19 protein-coding genes are annotated in these 23,328 nt (G+C 71.5%); 13 read left to right on the top strand and 6 right to left on the bottom strand.

Annotated elements, in window-relative coordinates; all coding sequences use genetic code 11:
• Positions 1-97: 97 nt before the first annotated feature.
• On the bottom strand, positions 98-859 hold the full coding sequence (locus ACFPA8_RS23010; protein WP_386451370.1) for a GntR family transcriptional regulator: 762 nt from the start codon (positions 857-859) through the stop codon (positions 98-100).
• Positions 860-893: 34 nt separating this feature from the next.
• A complete protein-coding gene (hmgA, locus tag ACFPA8_RS23005) occupies positions 894-2,300 on the bottom strand; it encodes a homogentisate 1,2-dioxygenase (RefSeq protein WP_386451368.1) in 1,407 nt (468 codons plus the stop codon).
• Between the two features lie 235 nt (positions 2,301-2,535).
• On the opposite strand from hmgA, the gene ACFPA8_RS23000 reads away from it, so the two are divergent.
• The 4 genes from ACFPA8_RS23000 (at position 2,536) to ACFPA8_RS22985 (ending at position 9,240) form a co-directional block, all read left to right on the top strand.
• Positions 2,536-4,953, top strand: a complete 2,418-nt coding sequence (locus tag ACFPA8_RS23000) for a molybdopterin-dependent oxidoreductase (RefSeq protein ID WP_386451367.1) — start codon at positions 2,536-2,538, stop codon at positions 4,951-4,953.
• On the top strand, positions 4,950-6,278 hold the full coding sequence (locus ACFPA8_RS22995; protein WP_386451365.1) for an MFS transporter: 1,329 nt from the start codon (positions 4,950-4,952) through the stop codon (positions 6,276-6,278). Before ACFPA8_RS23000 ends, ACFPA8_RS22995 begins: the two co-directional genes overlap by 4 nt.
• Positions 6,279-6,513: 235 nt before the next feature.
• Entirely contained in the window at positions 6,514-7,932 is a 1,419-nt protein-coding gene (locus ACFPA8_RS22990) for an aldehyde dehydrogenase family protein (RefSeq protein ID WP_386451363.1), read from the top strand.
• A 222-nt stretch (positions 7,933-8,154) separates the two neighbouring features.
• The gene (locus tag ACFPA8_RS22985) at positions 8,155-9,240 is read left to right on the top strand and encodes a Zn-dependent alcohol dehydrogenase (RefSeq protein ID WP_386451361.1); all 1,086 of its coding nucleotides are present in this window, start codon (positions 8,155-8,157) and stop codon (positions 9,238-9,240) included.
• Between the two features lie 95 nt (positions 9,241-9,335).
• On the opposite strand, the gene ACFPA8_RS22980 is transcribed toward ACFPA8_RS22985, so the two are convergent.
• Entirely contained in the window at positions 9,336-10,103 is a 768-nt protein-coding gene (locus ACFPA8_RS22980; protein ID WP_386451359.1) for a TetR/AcrR family transcriptional regulator, read from the bottom strand.
• A 66-nt stretch (positions 10,104-10,169) separates the two neighbouring features.
• Between ACFPA8_RS22980 and ACFPA8_RS22975 the strand changes: the two genes are divergently transcribed.
• A complete protein-coding gene (locus ACFPA8_RS22975) occupies positions 10,170-11,201 on the top strand; it encodes an ATP-binding cassette domain-containing protein (protein WP_386451357.1) in 1,032 nt (343 codons plus the stop codon).
• 79 nt (positions 11,202-11,280) lie between these two features.
• A complete protein-coding gene (locus ACFPA8_RS22970) occupies positions 11,281-12,009 on the top strand; it encodes an ABC transporter permease (RefSeq protein ID WP_386451519.1) in 729 nt (242 codons plus the stop codon).
• Between the two features lie 22 nt (positions 12,010-12,031).
• Here the strand turns inward: ACFPA8_RS22970 and ACFPA8_RS22965 are convergent, their stop codons facing one another.
• The gene (locus ACFPA8_RS22965; protein WP_386451356.1) at positions 12,032-12,691 is read right to left on the bottom strand and encodes a TetR/AcrR family transcriptional regulator; all 660 of its coding nucleotides are present in this window, start codon (positions 12,689-12,691) and stop codon (positions 12,032-12,034) included.
• Between the two features lie 167 nt (positions 12,692-12,858).
• Between ACFPA8_RS22965 and ACFPA8_RS22960 the strand changes: the two genes are divergently transcribed.
• Positions 12,859-13,536, top strand: coding sequence for a TetR/AcrR family transcriptional regulator (locus ACFPA8_RS22960; RefSeq protein WP_386451354.1), 678 nt, complete (start codon positions 12,859-12,861; stop codon positions 13,534-13,536).
• Between the two features lie 115 nt (positions 13,537-13,651).
• On the opposite strand, the gene ACFPA8_RS22955 is transcribed toward ACFPA8_RS22960, so the two are convergent.
• The gene (locus tag ACFPA8_RS22955) at positions 13,652-14,113 is read right to left on the bottom strand and encodes a MaoC family dehydratase (RefSeq protein ID WP_386451352.1); all 462 of its coding nucleotides are present in this window, start codon (positions 14,111-14,113) and stop codon (positions 13,652-13,654) included.
• A 200-nt stretch (positions 14,114-14,313) separates the two neighbouring features.
• Positions 14,314-14,817 (bottom strand): hypothetical protein, encoded by a 504-nt coding sequence (locus ACFPA8_RS22950; RefSeq protein ID WP_386451350.1) that lies wholly within the window; start codon positions 14,815-14,817, stop codon positions 14,314-14,316.
• A gap of 577 nt (positions 14,818-15,394) precedes the next feature.
• Between ACFPA8_RS22950 and ACFPA8_RS22945 the strand changes: the two genes are divergently transcribed.
• From ACFPA8_RS22945 to ACFPA8_RS22920, 6 genes are all read left to right on the top strand, one after another.
• Positions 15,395-16,207, top strand: a complete 813-nt coding sequence (locus tag ACFPA8_RS22945) for an SAM-dependent methyltransferase (RefSeq protein WP_386451517.1) — start codon at positions 15,395-15,397, stop codon at positions 16,205-16,207.
• A gap of 120 nt (positions 16,208-16,327) precedes the next feature.
• On the top strand, positions 16,328-17,149 hold the full coding sequence (locus tag ACFPA8_RS22940; protein WP_386451348.1) for an SDR family oxidoreductase: 822 nt from the start codon (positions 16,328-16,330) through the stop codon (positions 17,147-17,149).
• Positions 17,146-18,831, top strand: a complete 1,686-nt coding sequence (locus ACFPA8_RS22935; protein WP_386451346.1) for an AMP-binding protein — start codon at positions 17,146-17,148, stop codon at positions 18,829-18,831. The genes ACFPA8_RS22940 and ACFPA8_RS22935 overlap by 4 nt, the downstream gene beginning before the upstream one ends.
• Before the next feature lie 57 nt (positions 18,832-18,888).
• The gene (locus ACFPA8_RS22930) at positions 18,889-19,518 is read left to right on the top strand and encodes a TetR/AcrR family transcriptional regulator (protein ID WP_386451344.1); all 630 of its coding nucleotides are present in this window, start codon (positions 18,889-18,891) and stop codon (positions 19,516-19,518) included.
• Positions 19,519-19,690: 172 nt separating this feature from the next.
• Positions 19,691-20,677 (top strand): NADPH:quinone oxidoreductase family protein, encoded by a 987-nt coding sequence (locus ACFPA8_RS22925; RefSeq protein ID WP_386451342.1) that lies wholly within the window; start codon positions 19,691-19,693, stop codon positions 20,675-20,677.
• A gap of 297 nt (positions 20,678-20,974) precedes the next feature.
• Positions 20,975-23,323 (top strand): molybdopterin cofactor-binding domain-containing protein, encoded by a 2,349-nt coding sequence (locus tag ACFPA8_RS22920; protein ID WP_386451340.1) that lies wholly within the window; start codon positions 20,975-20,977, stop codon positions 23,321-23,323.
• The last annotated feature ends 5 nt before the right edge of the window (positions 23,324-23,328 follow it).

Raw genomic sequence — 23,328 nt, 5'->3', positions numbered from 1 at the left:
GCGCTCACCGCTCGATGCTACGAGCGTCCGCGGTCCGCCGTCATGGGGGAGTTCGTCCGCACATCGGGGTGAGGTGTCAACAGGCTTGCGTCTGTGCTCAGTTGCCGAGCTGGGCTTCGACGGTCACCGAGAAGGAGAAGCGGTCGCCGCGGTAGTGGATCAGTGCGACGTCGACGACCTGCCCGTCCTGGTCGTAGGTGACGCCCGTGTAGTGCATGATCGGGCTGAGCAGCGGCACGCCGAGGAGCTTCGCCGTCCCGGGATCCGCGAGACGCGCCTCGACGGTGTCGGTGATCCGGCTGATCCGTACGCCGGCACGGTCGCGCAGCACCTTGGTCATCGGCCAGCCGCGTTCGAGGTCCGCGGGATCGATCCGGGGAGCCGTCCCCGGATGAATGAAGTTCTCGGCCCAGTTCGTCGCCTCGCCGGTGTCGGGGTCGTGCCGCAGCCTGCGGTACGCCGTCGTCTCCGTGATCTGCGGGAAGTATTCGGCCAGTTCGGGCGGTACGGCCGCCGGGCCGTGGCCCAGCAGCGTCGTACGCTCCCCGGACTGCTGGGCCACGATGGTGTCCACCGAGCCCAGCAGCCGGACCGGCCGGGACCTGCGGGCGTCGGGTTCGATGAACGTCCCGCGCCGTCTGTGCCGGGAGATGAGCCCTTCCGTCTCCAGCTCCTTCAGCGCCTGCCGCATCGTCAGCACGCTCACTCCGTAGTGCTGCGCGAGCCGCTCCTCGGTCGGCAGGCGCAGCGGAGCTCCGGGCGCGCGGCCGAGTATGGAGGCGCGCAGCGACTGCGAAACCTGGTACCACAGCGGCAACTTGCGATTGAGTTCCAGCGAGTCGGGAGCGAAGACGGTCACGGTGCCTCCGGGGTGCTCCGGCCACGGGTGAGGATCAAGGACGGAAGTTGCGCTGCAGACCCTGCCACACCTCGTCGTACCGGGACTGCAGGTGGGCCGCTTCGAGGGACTGCGCGGTGGGGAGGACCGGCCAGCGGGTCTCGAACATGAACGCCAGGCCGTCGTCCACCTTGTGCGGCTTCAACTCCGCGGCGCTGGCCCGCTCGAACGTCTCCCGGTCGGGTCCGTGCGCGGACATCATGTTGTGCAGCGAGCCGCCACCCGGCACGAATCCCTCCGCCTTCGCGTCGTAGGCGCCCTCGATGAGGCCCATGTACTCGCTCATCACGTTGCGGTGGAAGTAGGGCGGACGGAAGGTGTCCTCGCCCACCAGCCAGCGCGGTGCGAAGACCACGAAGTCCACGCCGGCGAGGCCCGGGGTGTCGGACGGGGACGTGAGCACCGTGAAGATCGAGGGGTCGGGGTGGTCGTAGCTGATGGTGCCCAGCACGTTGAAGCGCCGCAGGTCGTAGACGTACGGGACGTGGTTGCCGTGCCAGGCGACCACGTCCAGCGGCGAGTGGTCGTAGCGGGCGGCCCAGAGGTTGCCGCAGAACTTGTTGACGACCTGGACGGGACGGTCCGCCTCCCCCTCGTCGAAGGCCGCGACCGGAGCCATGAAGTCCCTCGGGTTGGCGAGGCCGTTGGCGCCGATGGGGCCCAACTCGGGCAGCACGAAAGGCTGTCCGTAGTTCTCGCACACGTATCCGCGTGCGGCCTCGTCCAGCAGCTCGACCCTGAAGCGCACCCCGCGCGGGATCAGCGCCACATGGCCGGGTTCCGCGCGGAGCAGTCCGAACTCCGTACGCAGCAGCAGGCCGCCGTGTTCGGGCACGATCAGCAGTTCACCGTCGGAGTCGCACAGCACCCGGTCCGTCATGGGGGTGTTCGCGGCGTAGAGGTGGACCGCCATGCCGGAGCGCTGCGCCACGTCGCCGTTGCCGCCCAGCGTCCACAGTCCGTCGAGGAAGTCGGTGCCCCCCGGCGGGTCCGGCAGCGGGTTCCAGCGCAGCCGGTTGGGGTCCGGCGCCGTATCGGTGAAGGGGGCGCTGCGCAGGCTGCCGTTGCCGATGCGTTCGAAGCGTGGATGGGCCGCGGAGGGCCGGATGCGGTAGAGCCACGAGCGGCGGTTGCTCGCGCGGGGCTCGGTGAACGCGGTACCGCTCAGCTGCTCCGCGTAGAGGCCCAGCGGTGCGCGCTGCGGGGAGTTGCGGCCCACGGGGAGCGCTCCGGGCACTGATTCGCTGCTGTGCTCGTTGCCGAAGCCGGAGAGGTAGGTCAGACCCTCCGCGGTCCTCCGCGCCCGCTCACGGTTCCGGCCGTCCCGGGGGCTCACGCCCTCCTGTCCGTGCCGGCCGTCCTGGTCGCTGGTGCCGCTGCTCAGACCGGTGCCGAGGCCCATCACATGCTCCCGCCGCTCATCGATCCCCCTGTATTCCTGCGCATGACCATAGGAATGCCCGCTCTCCGCGTCAATCACGCCTCCGTACGGCGAGTTCGCCGTACGGACGCCTGCGCGTACCGGTCCGTTGCGGCGGTGGTAACCCCCGTCACGTTCCCTGGCAGGCCTGTGAAGTCCGCCCGGGCAGGCCCTACAGTGCGTGGCACGGAGTGACAGCACCGTCCGAGGGAGCGCGATGTCCGCGACCGGCACGACCAGCCCGTCCGGCGGAAACGCCGAGGCCGACCCGTCCCCCGCCGACGTGACGACGGCGCTGCGCATCTGCCCCCTGTGCGAGGCGACGTGCGGACTGTCCGTCACGGTCACCGGCGGCCGGATCACCGGCGCTCGCGGCGACCGCGAGGACGTCTTCAGCCAGGGCTTCGTCTGCCCCAAGGGCGCGTCCTTCGGTGAACTCGACGCGGACCCGGACCGGTTGACGCGTCCCCTGGTACGCGACGCGAACGGCACCCTGGCCGAGGCGAGCTGGGACGAAGCGTTCGCCGCCGTCGCCGCCGGGCTCGGCACCGTGCTCGCCGACGGAGACCGGGACTCCGTGGCCGTCTACCTGGGAAACCCCAACGTCCACACCATGGCCGGGGCGCTCTACCCGCCCCAGCTCCTCGGCGCGCTGCGCACCCGCAACTTCTACACGGCCAGCACCCTCGACCAGATGCCGAAGCACGTCTCCTGCGGACTGCTCTACGGCGACCCGCAGGCCATCCCCGTCCCCGACGTGGACCGCACGGACCACTTGCTGATCCTGGGCGCCAACCCGGTCGACTCCAACGGCTCGCTCGCCACCGTCCCCGACTTCCCCGGCAGGCTGAAGAAGCTGCGGCGCCGCGGCGGCCGGCTGACCGTCGTCGACCCGCGGCGCACCCGTACGGCGAAACTCGCCGACAGGCATGTGGCGATCCGCCCGGGGAGTGACGCCTTCCTGCTGATGGCGATGGTCCACGTGCTCTTCGACGAGGGCCTCACGGACCCCGGTCCACTCGGAGAGCACCTGTCCGGCGTGGACGAAGTACGGGCGCTGGCCGCCGACTTCGCGCCGGAAGCCGTCGAGGACGCGTGCGACGTGACCGCGGAGGAGATCCGGTCCCTCACGAGGGAAGTCGCCGGCGCGCCGAGTGCGGCCGTCTACGGGCGGGTCGGCTCCTCCACCGTCGAGTTCGGGACGCTGACCAACTGGCTGGTGGACGTCGTCAACGCCCTCACCGGCAACCTCGACCGGGCCGGCGGCGTCATGTTCCCCCTCTCCGCGACCGCGCGTGCCCCGCGAACTCCCGCACCCGGCAAGGGATTCGCGCTCGGACGCTGGCGCAGCAGGGTCAGCGGGCATCCGGAGGCCAAGTCGGAGCTGCCGGCCGCCGCGCTCGCCGAGGAGATCAGCACCCCGGGGGAGGGGCGGGTACGTGCGCTGATCACCGTCGCCGGCAATCCGGTGCTCTCCGCCCCCGACGGCGAGAAGCTCGAACGTGCGCTGGGCGGACTGGACTTCATGGTGAGTCTCGACCCCTATCTGAACGAGACCACACGCCACGCACACGTCGTGCTGCCGCCCGCCAGGCCCAGCCGCACCGCGCACTTCGACTTCGCCTTCAACGCGCTGCCCGTACGCAACCAGGTCCGTTACACGCGGGCCGTCGTCGAACCGGGCGGGGACGAGCCGACCGAGAGCGAGATCATGGCGCGGCTCATGCTCTGCCTCGGCGGCAGGCCGGACGCGGCACCGGAGACGGTGGACGCGGCAGTCGTCGACCGGACGCTCGGCAAGGCGGTCGCCGATCCCGGATCGCCGGTCCACGGCCGCGACCCCGCCCTGCTCGCCGCGGAGTTGACGGGCCGGGACAGCGTCGAGCGGCGGCTGGACATGATGCTGCGACTCGGCCCGTACGGAGAGGGCTTCGGAGCCCGTCCCGACGGTCTTTCCCTGGCGAAGCTCCTCGCCCACCCGCACGGCATCGACCTCGGTCCGCTGCGTCCGCGGCTGCCGGAGGTGCTCCGCACCAGGTCGGGGAGGGTCGAACTCTGCCCCGAGCCGCTGGCCCTGGACGTCGGCCGGCTGCGTGGCGCGCTGGAGCGGCGGGCCTCGCGGGACGGTCTCGTACTGGTGGGACGCCGCCACCTGCGGTCGAACAACAGCTGGATGCACAACGTCACTTCGCTGCGCGGCGGCACCAACCGCTGCACCCTGCAGGTCAATCCCGGCGATGCCGCCCGCCTCGGACTGGAGGCGGGCGCGTACGCCCGCGTCCAGGGGGCCGGCGGCGAGGTGACCGCCCCGGTGGAGGTGACCGACGCCGTGCGTACCGGGGTCGTGAGCCTGCCGCACGGCTGGGGCCACGACCGGCCCGGTACGCGGATGCGGGTGGCCGCGGCCGAACCCGGTGTCAACGTCAACCAGCTCCTCGACGGAAGCCTGCTCGACCCTCTCTCGGGCACTGCCGTGCTCAACGGCTTTCCGGTGCAGGTCACAGCGGTCACAGCGGGCAACGCGGTCACGGCGGCGGCTGTGGCGGGCGGGGCGGTCACGGCTCCGGCCACGGCACCGGCTCCCGCCACGGCGGACCGGGTTCCGCGAACACCCCCGGAGGCCGGGAGGACGTGAGCGGCGAAGGCACCGGAACCGGCACCGGCAGCGGACGATGGCTGCTGCGGCTGGTCGTGTCCTTCGCCTTCGCGCAGGGGGCGGTGTCGATGGGGCGTCCCGCGGTCTCCTACCACGCGCTCGAGCTCGGAGCCGACGCCGGCGCCGTCGGCGTCGTCACCGCGGCGTTCGCGCTGCTGCCGCTGGCCGTCGCCGTACCACTGGGACGGCGTACGGACCGGGCGCGGTGCGGACCGCTGCTGCCGGCCGGTGTCGCCCTGATCGCGGCGGGATGCGCACTGGCCGGGACGGCACCCTCGCTGCCGCTGCTCGCCGCCTGGAGCGCACTGCTGGGCCTGGGCCATCTGGTGTTCGTCATCGGCGCCCAGTCACTGGTCGCGCGGCAGAGCGGACCTCACGAACACGACCGCAACTTCAGCTACTTCACCATCGGCGGCTCGATGGGCCAGCTCGTGGGGCCCGTGCTCTCGGGCTGGCTGGTGGGAGGCGCGGGCTCCGGCTGGCCGAGCGGGCAGAGCAGTGCGGTGGCGCTGTTCGCCGCGGGGGCGACGAGCGTCTGCGCGTACGCGGCACTGTGGCGGATCGAGGACGTGCGGACCGCGCAAGGGACGCGTCGTACGGGACGCGGCGACGAGGCCGGGGCGGACGGGGCGGACGGGGCGGCAGCGACCGGGAGCACAGTGCCGGTCTCGCGCATCCTGCGTGCGCGCGGCGTCCCCGCGGGCATCTTCACCTCTCTCGCGGTGCTCTCCACCACGGACGTGCTCACCGCCTACCTTCCGGTTCTCGGCGAGGAGCGGGGCATCGCGCCGGGCATGGTCGGTGTGCTGCTCAGTCTTCGCGCAGCCGCGTCCGTCCTCTCGCGCGTCGCCCTGCCGTCGATGACGGCCTGGCTGGGCAGGCAGATGCTGCTGGTGGTCAGCTGCCTGACCGCGGGTGCTCTGTGCGCCCTGCTGGCCGTGCCCATGCCGGTGTGGACGCTCGCCCTCGCGCTGGTGGTACTCGGCTTCGGCCTGGGCGTGGGCCAGCCACTGACCATGAGCACGGTCGTACAGGCCGCACCCGACAGGGCACGCTCCACGGCGCTGGCGCTGCGGCTGACGGGCAACCGTCTGGGCCAGGTCGGTGCACCGGCCGGGGCGGGGCTGCTCGCCGGGGCGGCAGGCGCGGCGGCGCCCTTCGTACTGCTCGGGACCCTGCTGCTGGGCGCGGCCCTCACGGCGGGTGCGACGAGGGCTCCCGCCCGTACGCAGCCGGCGCCCGGCACGGAAGGCGGGAGCGGGAGCGAGCGGACCGGCGCGGGGGCCGAAGCGCGGACGGGATGAGCGGCGGACGAGCCTTCCGGCCGAGCCGCCGGTGTGAACTGCCGCTGCACGCAGCAGTTCACATCGGCCGCTGCACGCAGCGGTTCACATCGGCCGCTGCACGCAGCGGTTCACATCGGCCGCTGCACGCAGCGGTTCACATCGGCCGCTGCACGCAGCCGCGTATCCACCGCACGTGAGCCACGGCACGTGACGCCGTGCTGACACCCCAAACTAGCGGCGCTAGTTTGGGTCCATGCAGGCACACGACGGTATGTACATCGACGGCGCATGGCGGCCCGCGGCCGGGCCCGACAAGATCGAGGTCGGCAACCCCGCCGACGGCACGCTCCTCGCCACGGTCCCCGCGGGAAGCGCGGAGGACGTGTCCGCGGCGGTGGCGGCGGCACGAGCGGCGTTCCCGGGCTGGTCCGCCACCCCGCCCGCCGAACGCGCGGCCCTCCTCGGCGCGCTGCACGCGGCCCTGGAGTCACGCAGGGAGGAGATCGCCGGGACCGTCACCGCGGAACTCGGCTCGCCGCTCGGCTTCTCGCGGGCGGTGCACGCGGCCGTGCCCGTCGCGGTCTGCGCCGGTTACGCGAAGCTGGCAGCCGAGCACCCCTTCGAGGAGGAGATCGGCAACTCCCGCGTCTTCCACGAGCCGGTCGGCGTGGTCGGCGCCATCACGCCCTGGAACTACCCGCTGCACCAGATCGTCGCGAAGGTCGCTCCCGCCCTCGCCGCAGGATGCACGGTGGTGCTCAAACCGGCGGAGGACACCCCGCTCGTCGCCCAGCTGTTCGCCGAGGCCGTGCATGAAGCGGGTGTGCCCGCAGGCGTGTTCAACCTCGTCACAGGGTTCGGCCCGGTGGCCGGTCAGGCCCTGGCCGAGCACGAAGGCGTGGACCTCGTGTCGTTCACCGGGTCCACCGCGGTGGGACGCAGGATCGGGGCCGTCGCGGGAGGCGCTGTCAAGAACGTGGCGCTCGAACTGGGGGGCAAGTCGGCCAACGTCATCCTGCCCGGCGCCGATCTGACCAAGGCCGTCAAGGTGGGAGTCGCCAACGTGATGGCCAACTCGGGCCAGACGTGCAGCGCCTGGACCCGGATGCTCGTCGACGCCGAACACCACGACGAGGCCGTGCAGCTCGCCGCCGCGGCCGTCGCGAAGTACGTCCCGGGCGACCCGAAGGACGAGAACACGCGCATCGGGCCGGTCGTCAACGCCAAGCAGCGGGACCGCGTCACCGGTTACATCAAGCGGGGCATCGACGACGGGGCGACGCTGGTCGCCGGCGGTCCCGACGCTCCGCGGGGATTCGAGCACGGCTGCTACGTGCAGCCCACCGTGTTCGCCGGAGTGACCCCGGAGATGGCCATCGCCCAGGAGGAGATCTTCGGGCCGGTGCTCTCCATCCTGAAGTACGAGGACACCGAGGACGCCCTCCGGATCGCCAACGGCACCGTCTACGGGCTCGCCGGCGCCGTCTGGTCGGAGGACGAGGAGGAAGCCGTCGCCTTCGCCCGCCGTCTGGAGACCGGACAGGTCGACATCAACGGCGGACGCTTCAACCCGATGGCGCCGTTCGGCGGTTACAAGCAGTCCGGGGTCGGCAGGGAACTGGGCAAGCACGGACTGGGGGAGTACCTGCAGACCAAGTCGCTGCAGATGTGAGGCGGCAGGGGCGGCCGGGCCCGGGCGTTTCGCTCGCCTGCGGCGGCAGCCGCCCCACGCCACCTCGTGAACACCTGTCAGCCCGAACCCGTTTCCCATGGCCCCGAGCCGCAGGCCCGACGTTCCGCCAACCGGCCGGCTGGGCACGGAAGTTCACCGGCACTTCCGCTCTCCGGCCCCTTCCCGTCCCTCCGCTCACCCCTTCACGCCAGGAGCCCCCGCATGGTCCGCGCCGCTGTACTCCCCGCCGTCGGAGCCCCGCTCGACATCACCGAGATCGACCTTCCCCAGCCGGGCCCCGGGCAGGTGCGGGTCCGGCTCGCCGCCGCAGGCGTGTGCCACTCGGACCTGTCCCTGTCCAACGGCACGCTGCGCCAGCCCGTACCGGCGGTGCTCGGCCACGAGGGGGCCGGCACGGTCGTCGCCGTCGGCGACGGCGTGGAAGGGCACGCACCGGGCGACCGCGTAGTCCTCAACTGGGCGCCCTCGTGCGGAGAATGCCACTTCTGCGCCCAGCTGTCCGAGCCGTGGCTCTGCATGAACGCGAACGCCGGCACCACGGTCCCCTACGCCCGTACCGGGAAGGGTGAGGACCTGTATCCCGGACTGGGCGCAGCCGTCTTCGCGGAGGAGACCGTCGTACCGGCGGGCGCGCTCCTGCCGCTTCCCGGGGGAGTGCCCCTCACGGACGCCGCGCTGCTCGGCTGCGCCGCCCTGACCGGATACGGCGCCGTGCACCACAGCGCCCGGGTACGCAGCGGCGAATCGGTGGCGGTCTTCGGGGTCGGCGGCGTCGGACTCGCCACCGTCCAGTCCGCGAAGCTGGCCGGGGCCGGAACGGTCGTCGCTGTCGACGTCTCACCGGAGAAGGAGGAACTGGCGCGGAGGGCGGGCGCGGACGAGTATCTGATCGCCTCGGAGACGACCGCGAAGGAGATCCGGAAGCTCACCGGCGGTTTCGGCGCGGACGTCGCCGTCGAATGCGTGGGGCGGGGCGAGACCATCCGCACAGCATGGAACTCGACGCGGCGCGGCGGCCGTACGACCGTCGTCGGCATCGGGGGCAAGGAACAGCAGGTGCAGCTCTCCGCACTGGAGATCTTCCACTTCGCCCGGACGCTCACGGGCTGCGTCTACGGCAACTGCGACCCGGCGCGGGACCTGCCCGTGCTGGCGGACCACGTACGGGAAGGCCGGCTCGACCTGGGCGCGCTGGTCACCGAACGCATCGGTCTGGACGGCATTCCCGCGGCGTTCGACGCGATGCTGGCGGGACGCGGGGGCCGGGCCCTGGTGGTCTTCGAGTAACCGGCCCTCCGGGCACGTCCGTTCACCGCCCGGCCGGTCCGCCTCCCGGGCGGTGCAAGCAGCACACCACCCGGGAGGCGGAACCGGCCTCGCCGTCAGCGGTGCTTCTCTCCGGCCGCCGGCCCCGTGACGAGAACCTCGATACCGTCCAGGATCCGTTCGAGGCCGAAGCGGAAATCCTCGTCGGCGTCCTCGGCGGTCTCGTCGAAGATCCCGGCCTCCAGAACCTCCCGCAGCGCGGGGAACTCCACCGGGTCGGTGAGCATGGCGAGTTGTCTGCTGTAGCCGCGCAGGAAGGTCTCGTCGGTGTCCCCGCTCGCGTGCATCGCTGCGGCGAGCTGGCTCTCCAGCAGCGCCTGGCTCCGTACGAACTGGCTGACGAGCAGCAGCGAGGCCATCTGCTCACCGGGTCCGAGCCCCGCGGCGCGCAGGCACTTCAGCCCCGCCTCCATCCATCTGACCGAGTTCGGTGCCGTGGGCGGCCCGCTGATCGAGATCTCCGTGGACCACGGATGGCGACGCGCGACCGCCATGTACTCCGAACCCCAGCGGACCAGCCCGGCCCGCCAGCCCTCGTCCTCGGCCGCCGCCGGGACGGGAGCGAACACCGCGTCCGCCATGAGCGTGACGAGCTCGTCCTTGGCCTTCACGTAGCGGTAGAGCGACATGGTCGCGACGCCGAGCTCCTGGGCGACCCTGCTCATCGAGACCGATCGGAGTCCCTCCGAGGCGGCGACCGCGACGCCGGCGTCGACGATCTCGGAGAGCGTCAGCGCGCGCTTGGGCCCCTTCTTCGGCTGCTCACGGAAGCCCCACGCCAGTTCGATGCTGGCGGGCAGCCCGGTCCTCGTGCTCTCGCTCATGGCTCCGATCCGTGAGGACGTTGACAGACACGCTTCTGCGTATAGCCTACACAGTAGGTAATGCGTATGAGATACGCAGAAAAGGCGGTGGGGTCCTTGAACAGAGCGATCGACGCGGTGGGTGTGACGAAGTCCTACGGCGCGGTCCGCGTCCTCGACGGAGTGGACCTCGCGGTGCGGGCGGGCAGCGTCTCCGCACTGCTCGGACCGAACGGCGCGGGCAAGACGACGATGGTCCGCATCCTGGCGACGCTGACTCCTCCGGACTCGGGACGTGCGGCGGTGGCCGGCTGCGACGTGACACGGGAACGCGGCGGAGTGCGGCGCAGCATCAGCCTCACCGGTCAGTACGCGGCGCTCGACGACCTGCAGACCGGTGCGGAGAACCTGCGGATGATGGCCAGGCTCGCCGGCATGAGCAGCCGGGGGGCGAAGGCGCGCGCCGCGCAGCTGCTCGGGCAGTTCGACCTCACCGGCGCCGCCCGGCGGAGGGTCCGCACGTACTCGGGCGGCATGCGCCGCAGGCTCGACATCGCCGCCGGGCTCGTCGGCGAACCCTCCGTGGTCTTCCTCGACGAACCGACCACAGGGCTCGACGTGCGCAGCAGGCAGACGATGTGGTCCGTGATCTCGGATCTCGCACGCTCCGGGGTGACGGTGCTCCTGACCACCCAGTACCTGGAGGAGGCCGACCGCCTCGCAGACCGGGTCGCGGTGCTCGACGGAGGACGGATCGTCGCGGAAGGAACTCCGGCAGAGCTCAAACAGCAGGTCGGCGGGCACAGGCTGGACCTCACGGCGTCCGGCCGTGGCGCGTTCGACCGGCTGCGCGCCGGACTGGGATCAAGAGTGCTCCACGCGGACGCCGAGGAGCGCAGGCTGAGCGTCGCGACCGACGGCACGGCGGGCGAAGTGCGCCGACTGCTCGACGAGTTCGACCCGGCGTGCGACCTCGTCGAGCGCTTCGGAGTCCACGGAGCCTCGATGGACGACGTGTTCATCTCGCTGACCGGGAACACCGCCGCCTCCCTCGCGGACGGCGGAACCGTCGGAACCAGGGCAACCGGCGGAACGAGCGGGGAGGCGGCCCGTGTCTGAGCTGCTGGAACCGCGCGTGTCCGCCCGCCCCCCGGCCGGTGCCTCCCGGCTGCCGGCGCTCCTCCGCGAGACCGTCACCATGTCGCAGCGCAGCGTCAGGCTGACGATGCGGGAGGTCGACGGACTGCTCACCGCACTCATCCTGCCCGTCCTGATCATGCTGCTGTTCGTCTACCTGTTCGGCGGTGCTATCCGGACGCCGACGGAGCAGTACGTGGACTACGTGCTCCCCGGTGTGCTGCTGATGTGCACGGGATTCGTCTCCGCGCTGACCGCCACGAGTGTCACCAGGGACATGCAGGAGGGCATCGTCGACCGCTTCCGTTCCATGGGCGTGGCGGGCGGCTCGCTGCTCACCGGGCACGTCGTCTCGAGCATGGTGCGGTGCGGATGCGCGTCGGCGCTCATGCTGGCCACTGCGTTCCTGATCGGATTCCGGCCGGCGGCGGACGCGGCCGGATGGATCGCGGCGGCAGGCGTACTGATGATGTTCGTGTGGGCCCTGTCCTGGCTGGCCGCGGTCTTCGGGCTGCTGGCCCGCACGCCCGAGGGCGCGAGCGGATTCAGCTTCGTCATCATGTTCCTGCCCTACGCCAGCAGCGGCTTCGTGCCGGTCGAGTCGATGCCGGGCTGGGTGCGGGGGTTCGCCGCGAACCAGCCGGTGACTCCCGTGATCGAGACGTTGCGCGCCCTGCTGCACGGCACTCCGGTCGGAGCGGACGGCGCGGCGGCCGTGGCCTGGTGCGCGGGTGTCACCGTGGTGTCCGTCGCCCTGGCCGCGGTCCTCTTCCGTCGCCGCACCGCCTGAGGGGAGTCCGGCCCCGGTCCGGTCACACCGGACCGGGCGCTGGAGCGGCCTCTCCCGGGTGGCGCGCGGCCAGTCCGTCGACGAGGGCGCGCAGACCGGTCTCGAACGCGCCCTCGTCCACCCGCTGCTGGTGCTCCGCCAGGAGGTGCGCCTGGTCGAGGTGCGGGTAGTCGCGGGTGTAGATCTCCGCGTCGTCGATGAAGCCCCGCGCGAACGAGCCGAGCGCGGAGCCCGCCACGAAGTAGCGCATCAGGGCGCCGATGTGGGTGGCCTGCGCCTTGGGCCAGCCCGCGTCGGTCATCCCGCCGAACACCGCGTCGGCGATGCGCAGTTGACTCGGGCGTCGCCCGGGGCCCTGCGCGAGGAAGGGCACGATGTTGGGATGGGCGGAGAGCGCGGCCCGGTAGGAGCGGGCCCACTCCAGCAGCGCCTGCCGCCACTCCGTGCCGTCCGAGAACATCGACACGTCGACCTGCTCGCACACGGTGTCCGCGACGGCGTCGAGGATCTCGTCCTTGTTGCGGAAGTGGTTGTACAGGGACGGTCCGCTCACGCCGAGTTCCGCCGCGAGGCGCCGGGTGGAGACCGCCTGCAGCCCTTCGGCGTCCACGAGGGCGAGGGCGCAGGCGACGATACGGCCGCGGTTCAGCAGGGGTTTCGACGGTCGGGGCATGCGCCACATGGTAGAGCGCGGCGGACCGAAAACTAGCGCCGCTAGTCCCGGATCTCCCCTCCGGACGCCCGGCCTTGGTGCGGCAGGCACGGGAAGCACCGCTCCCGGCCAGACCTAAGCATCTGCTCAGTGCCCGTTGTATGGTGTTCGCCGGTCGAAGGGAAGGGCGGGGCGCGATGGCAGCGGAGACGGGATCCCGGGTCGCGAAGACCGCGGAGGAGGACCCGGCGGTGGCCGACGAGTCCTTCGAGGGCGTCACTCCCGACGCCGCCCGGCGCCTGCTGCTGGGAGCCGTGGAGGCATTCGCCGAGCGCGGCTTCCACGCCACCACGACCCGCGACATCGCGGGGCGCGCCGGCATGAGCCCCGCCGCGCTCTACATCCACTACAAGACGAAGGAAGAGCTGCTCTTCCAGATCAGCAAGGTCGGCCACGAGCGTTCCGTGAGCGTGCTGGCCGAGGCCGCGGAGGGCGGCGGCGACGACGCGGACCGGCTGGCACGCGCGGTGCGGTCGTTCGTCCGCTGGCACGCGGAGCACCACACCACCGCACGCGTGGTGCAGTACGAACTCGCCGCCCTCGGTGCGGAGCACTACGAGGAGATCGTGGGACTGCGCCGGCGCAGCGAGGAGATCCTGCGCGGGATCCTGGAGAGCGGCGACGCCTCGGGCGAGTTCGAGGTGGCCGACATCCGCGGTACCACGCTCGCGGTGATGTCGCTGTGCATCGACGTCGCCCGGTGGTACAGCCCCGCCGGCCGCAGGACCCCGGACCAGATCGGCGGGCTCTACGCCGATCTGGTGCTGCGCATGGTCGCGTCTGCCGGCCCGTCCGGTCCGGCGCGGGCGGAGTGACCCGCCCGCGCGGCCGCGGCCGCGAACCCGGCCGACCGCGGGCAGCGGCAGCCGGCATCCACCTCACCGCGGGCGGCACCGTCCTGCGAGTACGTACCGACAGGCGAAAAGCGCGTCACCAGAAGTAGCGGCTGAGGGTCTCCGCGACGCACACCGGCTTTTCGCCGCCCTCCCGTTCGACCGTCACCTTCGCCGCGACCTGGACGCCTTCTCCGGCCTCGCTGACGTCCACGAGTTCCGCACGTGCCCGCAGGCGCGAGCCGACCGGCACGGGCGCGGGGAAACGGACCTTGTTCACGCCGTAGTTGACGCCCATCCGGACGCCCTCGACGCGCATGATCTGCGGCACGAGGTCGGGCAGGAGGGAGAGTGTGAGGTAACCGTGGGCGATGGTCGTCCCGAAGGGGCCGTCCTTCGCGCGGGCCGGGTCGACGTGGATCCACTGGTGGTCGCCCGTCGCATCGGCGAACAGGTCGATCCGCTTCTGGTCGATCTCCAGCCAGTCGCTCACGCCGAGATCCTGGCCGACCGCGGCCACCAGCTCGTCGGTCGAGGTGAAGACCCGGGGCTCCGACATCCGTACAACCTCCCGCACACGTCTCGCGCCGCCGCATGCTAAGCGCTCGCTCAGCATGCTGGGCGCTGCCGACGCCTGTCAACGCCGCCGGGAGCGGGCGCGCGGCCAGGCAGTGCCTGTGCCGCGCGGCGGGTGCCGGCGGAAGAGTGCGGCCGGGAGGCCGGTGTCGAGGCCGGGGTGATGCCCGGCCCGCGTCGGGGTCAGCCTCGCGAGGTGGCCATCGGTTCCAGCTCCTGCCGCGGACCGCGGCTGCTGGCGAGGCGGATGACGTTCTTGCCCACGTCCTTGTCCATGGCGCTGATCATGCGGCGCAGCACGTCCGCCAGCCGCGGTGTGGGCGGCGTCGCGGGGTCACACGGCAGCAGGGACCTGCCGCCCCACGTCAAGCGGTGCCATTCGTCGTGCGGCGCCGGCTGTCTGATTCCGTGCCGTTTCTCGGCTCTGCGCCGGGACGCCACCTGCTCCTCGTACCGGAGCCACACCTCGCGTGCCTCCTCCAGCTCCTCCAGCGCGGAGATCAGCAGCTGCGGGTCGGGCTCGCGGTCGTCCGGGCTGAATCCCGCCCGGGCGCAAAGGTGTTGCCATGTCGCGCGGTGCCCGTAGGGAGCGAAGCGCTCCAGACACTTACGCAGCGCCTGGCGGCGCTGGGACGGTGCCCTGTAGGGATCGCGCACCTGTTCTGCGAGGGCTCTGAAACCGGCCAATAGTCCCACCTCCGACGGACTGGACCCGACTCGTCGGCGATGTGACGTAACTGCCGCGCAATCGGATCCCCCCCGTTACGAAGTACATGACTTTCCAGTTGTGCCGGGCCGCTGTCGTGCACCGGCCGTCCAGGTCCGGTCAACTACCCCCGCCCGGCGGGGAGCACGCCCCGGGGGAGGGATTCTCACCGGGCTCTCATGACTTCTCACAGATCTCTCATCGCTCGTGAAGACCTCGCAACGACGAGTACCGGTGGGTCATGTGAGCCCGCTTCCGGCCCGGGTCCGAGCGTTTCCGCTGCACGTCCGGGAGCGCAAGACGCCTCGGCCGTCCCACACCGCTCCTCCCAACACGTTCTCGCTTCCCACACGCGCTCTCCGCTCGCTCCCTCCTCCTGCGCCCGCTCAACGGGCCACGTCGGAGGGCGAGTCCGCGTCGTGGCGGGGCGGCGAGCGAGCAGGCGGCGGGGGAGTGCGGGCGACGCCCTACACGTCCGGGCGGCACGCCGTAGGGTTGGGACTGAGAAGCCGGTGTGGCGGCCGACGCGTTCACTGCAGCGACGGGGAGATGATCACGATGGCGGACGAGCGGCCCGTTCCGGATCCGGAGCTGCTTGCGAAGATCGACTCCACTGTTCCGCACTCGGCCCGCATCTGGAACTACTGGCTCGGCGGGAAGGACAACTACCCCGTCGACCACGAGGCGGGGGACGAATTCGCCAGGATCTTCCCCGGCATCGTCGACGCCGCTCGCGGCTCGCGGTACTTCCTCGCCCGCGCGGTCCGCCACCTCACCGCCCAGGAGGGCATCCGGCAGTTCCTCGACATCGGCACCGGCCTCCCCACCGTCGACAACACGCACGAGGTCGCCCAGCGTCTCGCCCCCGATGCCCGGATCGTGTACGTCGACAACGACCCCCTGGTGCTGGTGCACGCCCACGCGCTGCTGTCGTCGACCCCCGAGGGCGTCACCGACTACGTCGACGCGGACGTGCGCGAACCCTCGGTGATCCTCGAACGGGCCGCCGCCACACTGGACTTCACCGAGCCCGTCGGCCTGATGATGCTCGGCATCATGGGCCACATCCCCGACGACGACCTCGCCGGCTCCCTGGTCCGCCGCCTGCTCGACGCACTGCCGTCGGGCAGCTTCCTCACACTCAGCGACGGCACGGACATCAGCGCTGTCCGTCAGCAGGCGCACGAGAAGTACAACAGCAGTGGCGCGGTCCCCTATCACCTGCGCAGCCCCGAGCAGCTGGGGCGTCTCTTCGACGGGCTGGACCTGCTGGAGCCGGGGCTGGTGCCGGTCACGCAGTGGCGTCCCGACCACACTCCGTTCCCGGTCACACCGGTGACGACGTACGGCGGTGTGGGCCGCAAGCCCTGAACCGCGCGGCTGTCCCTCAGGCGGGAAGATCCGGCCCGCTCTTCCCCCATGACATACCGACTGGTTAGTCTGCCGCAGCGGGGGAGAGACCGTGCGGAGCATCGAAGGGGAGTTGCCGGGATGGATTCTTTGCGCGACAGCGGCGTCGTCGTGACCGGCGGGGGAGGCGGCATCGGCGCGGCACTCGCGCGGCGCTTCGCCGCCGAGGGCGCCCGCGTGGTGGTCAACGACCTCGACGCGGGCAAGGCCCGGGCCGTGGCGGAGGAGATAGGCGGAACGGCGGTGCCCGGCGACGCCTCCACGATCGTGCCGGCCGCCCGCGAGGCGCTGGGCGGAAGGATCGACACCTTCTGCGCCAACGCCGGCGTCGCACCGCACGGTGGTCCGGAAGCGGCGGAGGAGCTGTGGGAGACCGCCTGGGACGTCAACGTGATGGCGCACGTACGGGCCGCGCGGGAGCTGGTGCCCGACTGGCTGGCCGCCGGCGGCGGCCGGTTCGTCGCCACCGTCTCGGCTGCCGGCATCCTCACGATGCTGGGTTCGGCGCCGTACAGCGTGACCAAGCACGCCGCCCTCGCCTTCGCCGAGTGGCTGTCGGCCACCTACCGTCACCGCGGGATCGATGTGCACGCCGTATGCCCCCAGGGCGTACGCACGGACATGCTCGCCGGCACGGGTCCGGCGGGGGACCTCGTACTGGCCGAAACGGCCATCGAACCGGAGGCCGTCGCGGACGCCCTCTTCGCAGCGATGGAGGAACGACGCTTCCTCGTCCTGCCGCACCCCGAGACCGCCGGCTACTACGAGGCGCGTGCCGGCGACCCGGACCGCTGGCTGGGCGGCATGAACAAGATGCAGCGCAAGCTCGAAGCCGTCCTGGAGCAGGCGGACGGGGCGGCGGCAGCGGGGCGGGCCGACGGGCCGAAGGGGGCGGCGCGTTGACGGCGACGTACGAGGACAAGCCCTGGCTGAAACAGCTCAACGAGGCGCAGCGTGCCCCGGTGGACCCGCCCGAGACCATCCTGCACGCCTTCCGTGCCGCGGTACGCGCCGTACCCGACCGGACCGCCCTGGCCTACTTCGACGGACGGATCAGCTACGGCGAGGCCGACTCCCTCTCCGACGGTGTGGCCGCTCATCTCGCCGCACGCGGCCTGGGCAAGGGCGACCGGCTGGCGCTGATGCTGCAGAACAGCCCGCATTTCGTGATCGCGCTGCTGGGTGCGTGGAAGGCCGGGGCCACGGTGGTGCCGGTCAATCCCATGTACAAGAGCGGCGAGGTCGCGCACGTCCTCGACGACGCCGGAGTGTCGGCGCTGGTGTGTGCGGACAGGGCGTGGGAGACGTACCTGCGTGAGACGGCGGCGGCCTCGCCCGTACGGATCGTGCTGACGGCGTGCGAACTCGACCTGCAGTCCCGCGACGACGAGCGCGTCCTCGACTTCGCGCGGTCCGGACCCGCGGACGACGCGGACGACCTCCTCGCCGTCGCGCGCAGCGGGGCGAGCGCCCCCGCGGGCCGTGAACCGGCGGGTGCCGACGTCGCGTTGATCAGCTACACCTCGGGCACCAGCGGCACCCCCAAGGGCGCCATGAACACCCACGCCAACATCGCCTACAACGCGGAACGGCAGCACACGGGCCACGAACTGCCCGACGGCTCCTGCATCTTCGTGCTCGCCCCGCTCTTCCACATCACCGGCATGGTGTGCGAACTGGCCGCCTGCATCGCGGGAAGAGGCACACTCGCGCTCGCCTACCGGTTCGAGGCGGGCGTCGTACTGGACGCGTTCCTGGAGCACCGTCCGGCGTTCACCGTCGGTCCCTCGACCGCCTACATGGCACTGGCCGCGCGCCCCGAGGCCGCCCCGGAGCACTTCTCCTCGTTCCGCATCCTCGCCTCCGGCGGTGCTCCGCTGCCGCCCGCCCTCGTGGACAAGCTGGGCGAGACGTTCGGCCCGTACCTGCGCAACGGCTACGGGCTGACCGAGTGCACCGCTCCCTGCGCGAGCGTCCCGCCCGGCCGCGTGGCGCCCGTCGATCCCGCATCGGGCACCCTGGCGGTCGGCGTGCCGGGGCCGGACACGGTGGTGCGCATCGTCGACGACGAGGGCAGGCCGGTGCCCCTGGGCGAGCACGGTGAGATCACCGTGCGCGGACCGCAGGTCGTCCCCGGCTACTGGCGCCGGCCGGAGGACTCCGCCGCCGCGATCCCCGACGGCGAACTGCGCACCGGCGACATCGGGTTCATGGATGCCGACGGCTGGCTCTACGTCGTGGACCGGAAGAAGGACATGATCAACGCCTCCGGCTTCAAGGTCTGGCCCCGGGAGGTGGAAGATGTCCTGTACAGCCATCCCGCTGTGCGGGAGGCGGCGGTCGTCGGAGTGCACGACGCCTACCGGGGCGAGTCCGTCAAGGCGTACGTCAGTCTCCGGCCGGACGCCTCGGCCGCGCCCGGGGAGCTCGTCGGCCACTGCAAGGAGCGGCTGGCGGCGTACAAGTATCCGCGGGAGATCGAGATTCTCGCGGAACTGCCCAAGACGACCAGTGGGAAGATCCTCCGGCGGGAACTGCGTTCCCGCGGTGGCAGCGGCGACGCGAGCGCCGGCGTGAGCGCGTAGTACGCAGTACGTACCGAGCCGTGCGCCGGCGCACGGAAGAGAGGCAGGTGAGGGCTCATGGCCACGCCGAGGACGACGACCCGGAGCGGCGTCAAGGACAAGGGCGGTCCGGGCGGCGTTCCGCCCGTCCCGCAGCGGCTGATGGCCGCCGCCACCCGCCTCTTCTCCGAGCGCGGATACGACCGTACGTCCGTGCAGGAGATCGTCGAGGCGGCAGGGGTGACGAAGGGGGCGCTCTACCACTACTTCGGCTCCAAGGACGATCTCCTGCACGAGATCTACGGGCGGCTGCTGCGACTCCAGCAGGAGCGGCTGGACGCCTACGCGGACGCCGACGAACCCGTCGAGCAGCGGCTGCGGCGGGCCGCCGCCGACGTCGTGGTCACCACCATCGAGAACCTCGACGACGCGAAGATCTTCTTCCGTTCCATGCACCAGCTCAGCCCCGAGAAGCAGAAGCAGGTGCGGGCGGAGCGCCGCCTGTACCACGAACGGTTCCGCGATCTCGTCGAAGAAGGGCAGCGGGACGGGGTCTTCCACGCGGAGACACCGCCGGACCTGGTGGTGGACTACCACTTCGGGTCCGTCCACCACCTGAGCCACTGGTACCGGCCCGACGGGAAGCTCACGCCGCAGCAGGTCGCGGACCATCTCGCGGACCTGCTGCTGCGGGCGCTGCGGCCGTAGGGCGGTACGAGTCGGAGCGGGCGGGGCCGAGACCCGGACCCGGGGCCCTGCTCCGGGACCGTCATACGAGCACGCTGCCCGGGTAGGGGCGAGCACCGGGCACGGTTCACGAGCCCGCACGCACGACGAGCGAACACAGGCATCCACGTTCTACGTTCCGGAGGTAGCACCGTTGAAGGCATGGCGCGTCCACAGCAACGGCGAGCCGCGCGAGGTGATGCGGCTGGAGGACATCCCCGATCCCGAACCCGGTCCGGGCGAACTGCTCGTCCGGGTGCGCGCCGCGAACGTCAACTTCCCCGACGCGCTGCTGTGCCGAGGCGAGTACCAGGTCAAGCCGCCTCTGCCGTTCACACCCGGAGTGGAGCTGTGCGGCGAGGTGCTGGCGGCGGGGGAAGGCACCCAGGACGCTCCGGCGGCCGGTACCCGGATCATCGCCCAACCCGCCCTGCCCGCGGGCGGATTCGCGGAACGCACCGTCGTACCGGCGGCGAGTGCGCGTAAGGCGCCCGAGGCGCTGGACGACGCCGAGGCGGCAGCCCTGCACATCGGCTACCAGACGGGCTGGTTCGGTCTGCACCGCAGGGCCCGGCTCCAGCCGGGCGAGACGCTGCTCGTGCACGCGGCGGCGGGGGGTGTGGGCAGCGCGGCAGTCCAGCTCGGCAAGGCGGCGGGCGCGCGCGTGATCGGCGTGGTCGGCGGTCCGGCGAAGGCAGAGACGGCACGGGAGCTGGGCTGCGACATCGTCGTGGACCGGCGGCAGGACGACATCGTGGCTGCCGTGAAGGAAGCGACGGACGGGCGCGGTGCGGACGTCGTCTACGACCCGGTGGGCGGCGACGCATACGCCAAGTCCGTCAAGTGCATCGCCTTCGAAGGGCGCATCGTCGTCGTCGGTTTCGCGAGCGGCGCCGTGCCGACACCCGGCCTCAACCACGCGCTCATCAAGAACTACGCGATCCTCGGCCTGCACTGGGGCCTGTACAACGCCAAGGACCCGGCCGCCGTGGACGCGTGCCACCAGGAGCTGAGTGCGCTCGCGGCGGACGGTGCGGTGAAACCGCTCGTCAGCGAGCGGGTGCCGCTGGAGGAGGGTGCCGCAGCCGTCCAGCGCGTCTTCGACGGCATCACGACGGGCCGGGTCGTCATCGAACCCTGATGCCACATCGGCCGGTTCGCACCCTCCGGCGGCGGCGGGGTGCGAACCGGCGGGGGACGTGTGCGTTCGCCGGAAGCGCCTCCGGCGGGCACAGAGTCTGCACATCACAGCCGTGGACCCCGCGCTGTGACCTGGCCATCATGGCTGTTCACCGTTGCGGCCGTGCCGGGCCGTTGTTCGGGGCGTCGCCCACGCGTGATGTCGGCTCTCCGGTGTGCGCTCCGGCCGACCGCATTCGTGTGCCTGCTGAGCAGTTCGCCCGCGGTTCGACCGTCCAGGTCCGTCGAGAGGATGCCCATGGCCACGCACCGTGACTCGCCGGACCCGGAGGACGCGGGGGCGGACGCCGGAGAGGACGGCACCAGCCGCCGCCGGTTCGTCGGGTATCTGCTCGCTGCGCCCACCCTCGTGGCCGCGGCGGAGGTCGGTGTGCAGGCGGTGAACCCCCGGCAGGCCGCGGCCGCGGTGCCCAGTCCGCCGCAGCCTCCGGAAGTGCTGGACCTCAACGATCTGCTGACCCTCGCGGCGAAGCCCACGGCGAATCTCATCTCCGTCCGGGTGCACCAGGACGGCACGGTCTCCTTCGACCTGCCGCGGGCCGAAGTCGGGCAGGGCATCACGACGTCGAGCGCGATGATCGTGGCCGAGGAGATGGACGTCCCCCTGGAGAAGGTGCGGGTCACGCTGGCCGACGCCCGTCCTGAGCTGCTGTTCAACCAGCTCACCGGCGGCTCGAACACGACGATCTCGACGTTCACACCGATCCGGGTCGCGGCGGCGATCGCCAAGGGCCGGCTGCTGGAGGCCGCCGCGCTCGAACTGGGGGAACTCGTCTCGGAGTTGACGACCCGTGCCGGGGTGGTCCTCTCGTCGGGAGGGAAGCGCGTCACGTACGGCTCGCTGGCGGAGAAGGCCGCGAGCGCGGAGAGCAGGCAGGTCTCCGTAAAGCTCAAGGAACGCTCGGAGTTCACGGTCGTCGGCAGGCCGCAGAACCGCATCGACGCTCTCGACGCCGTCACCGGACGCAAGAAGTTCGCCATGGACCTGGACGTGCCGGGCGCGGCGCCGGCGATGGTGTGCCGGCCGCCGACGATCAACGGCAAGGTCCGGTCGGTGCAGAACGAGGCAGCCGTGAAGGCGATGCCCGGCATCACCGACGTGGCGGTCGTCTCCACCGGCGTGGCCGTGCGGGGCCGGACCTTCGGGCAGTGCATCGACGCGGTCCGTGCCCTGGACGTGACGTGGGACGGCGGTACGGCGGAGGGCAAGTCCGACGAGGACGTGCTGCGCGAACTGCGCAAGGCCGAGATACCGCTCGCCGTCCCCGACTCGGGACCCCTCACGGGGACTGTCGACGCGGACTTCACCTTCTGGTTCGCCAGCAACTCGGCACTGGAGCCCAACTGCGCCGTGGCGGACGTCCGTTCACACCGGGCGGAGATCTGGGGCGGGCTGAAGTCACCCGTCGTCGCCCAGCAGGAGATCGCCGCGAAGCTGGGTCTGCCGCAGGGCGCCGTCACCGTGCACGTGACGGAGGGCGGTGGCTCCTTCGGCCGCAAGCTCTTCTACGACGCGGCGCTCGAAGCCGCCGAGATCTCGCAGAAGATGGGCAAGCCCGTCAAGCTGATGTGGCACCGCACCGACGACTTCCGGCAGGGTCGCACCCACCCCATGTCGACCTCCCGGGTCCGGGCGAGCTACCTCCCGGGCAACGTCCTCACCTACGAACAGCGGCACACGAGCGTCGCCACGGACTTCGGCCACGGCCTGGGCGAGATCATCACGTCCCTGTCGGCGAAGCTGCCCGTCGGCGATCTGACGTTCTCCGAGACCGTCTTCTCCCTGACCCAGCAGTCGCCGTACGACTTCGGTGTGACGACCCAACTGCTCAGCGAGGTCGACAAGGGCTTCAACACCGGCAGCATGCGCAACATCTATTCGCCGAACGTCAGGTGCGCGCAGGAACTCGTCGTCGACGAGCTGGCGAAGAGGATGAAGAAGGATCCCTGTGACTTCCGCCGCGAATTCCTCAAGGACGAACGGGCGTCGGCCGTACTGGAGAAGGTCGCGGAGAAGGGCGAGTGGGGACGCAGCATGCCGGAGGGCACGGCGCAGGGCATCGCCGTCCACCCCGAGTACCACGGTGTCGTCGCCGTTCTCGCCGAGATCGACTGCCGGCCCGGGACGGCCGGGCGGGAGGTCCGGGACGCCCGCACCGGGCCGCGGGTCACGAAGGCCGTCTGCGCCGTCGACGTGGGTCTCGCCGTCAACCCCAGGGGTCTGGAAGCCCAGATGATGGGCGGAATCATGGACGGCATCGCCCACGCTCTGACGTCCAGCCTCCACCTGAAGGACGGCCGCTTCCTCGAAGGCAGCTGGGACAACTACTTCTACACGCGCCAGTGGAACGTGCCGCCCGAGCTGGAGATCATCGTGATGCCCCCGACGACGGGCAGGCCGGGCGGAGCCGGTGAACTCGCCGTGGCCGCGGCCATGGCGGCCGTCGCCTGCGCCTATGGGCGCGCCACGGGCAGGATGCCGACCGAGTTCCCCGTCAGCCACAGCGGCGACCTCGGCTTCGAGCCGCTGCCGACCGTCCCCCCGATCCCGCAGTCACCGACCGACGGCCTGGACCACGCCCACTGAGGAGC

The organism is Streptomyces ovatisporus, assembly GCF_042653885.1.
Lineage (GTDB): Bacteria > Actinomycetota > Actinomycetes > Streptomycetales > Streptomycetaceae > Streptomyces > Streptomyces ovatisporus.
Note: the sequence above shows the minus strand (reverse complement) of the source record. Positions and strands in the feature narration are given on the sequence as shown.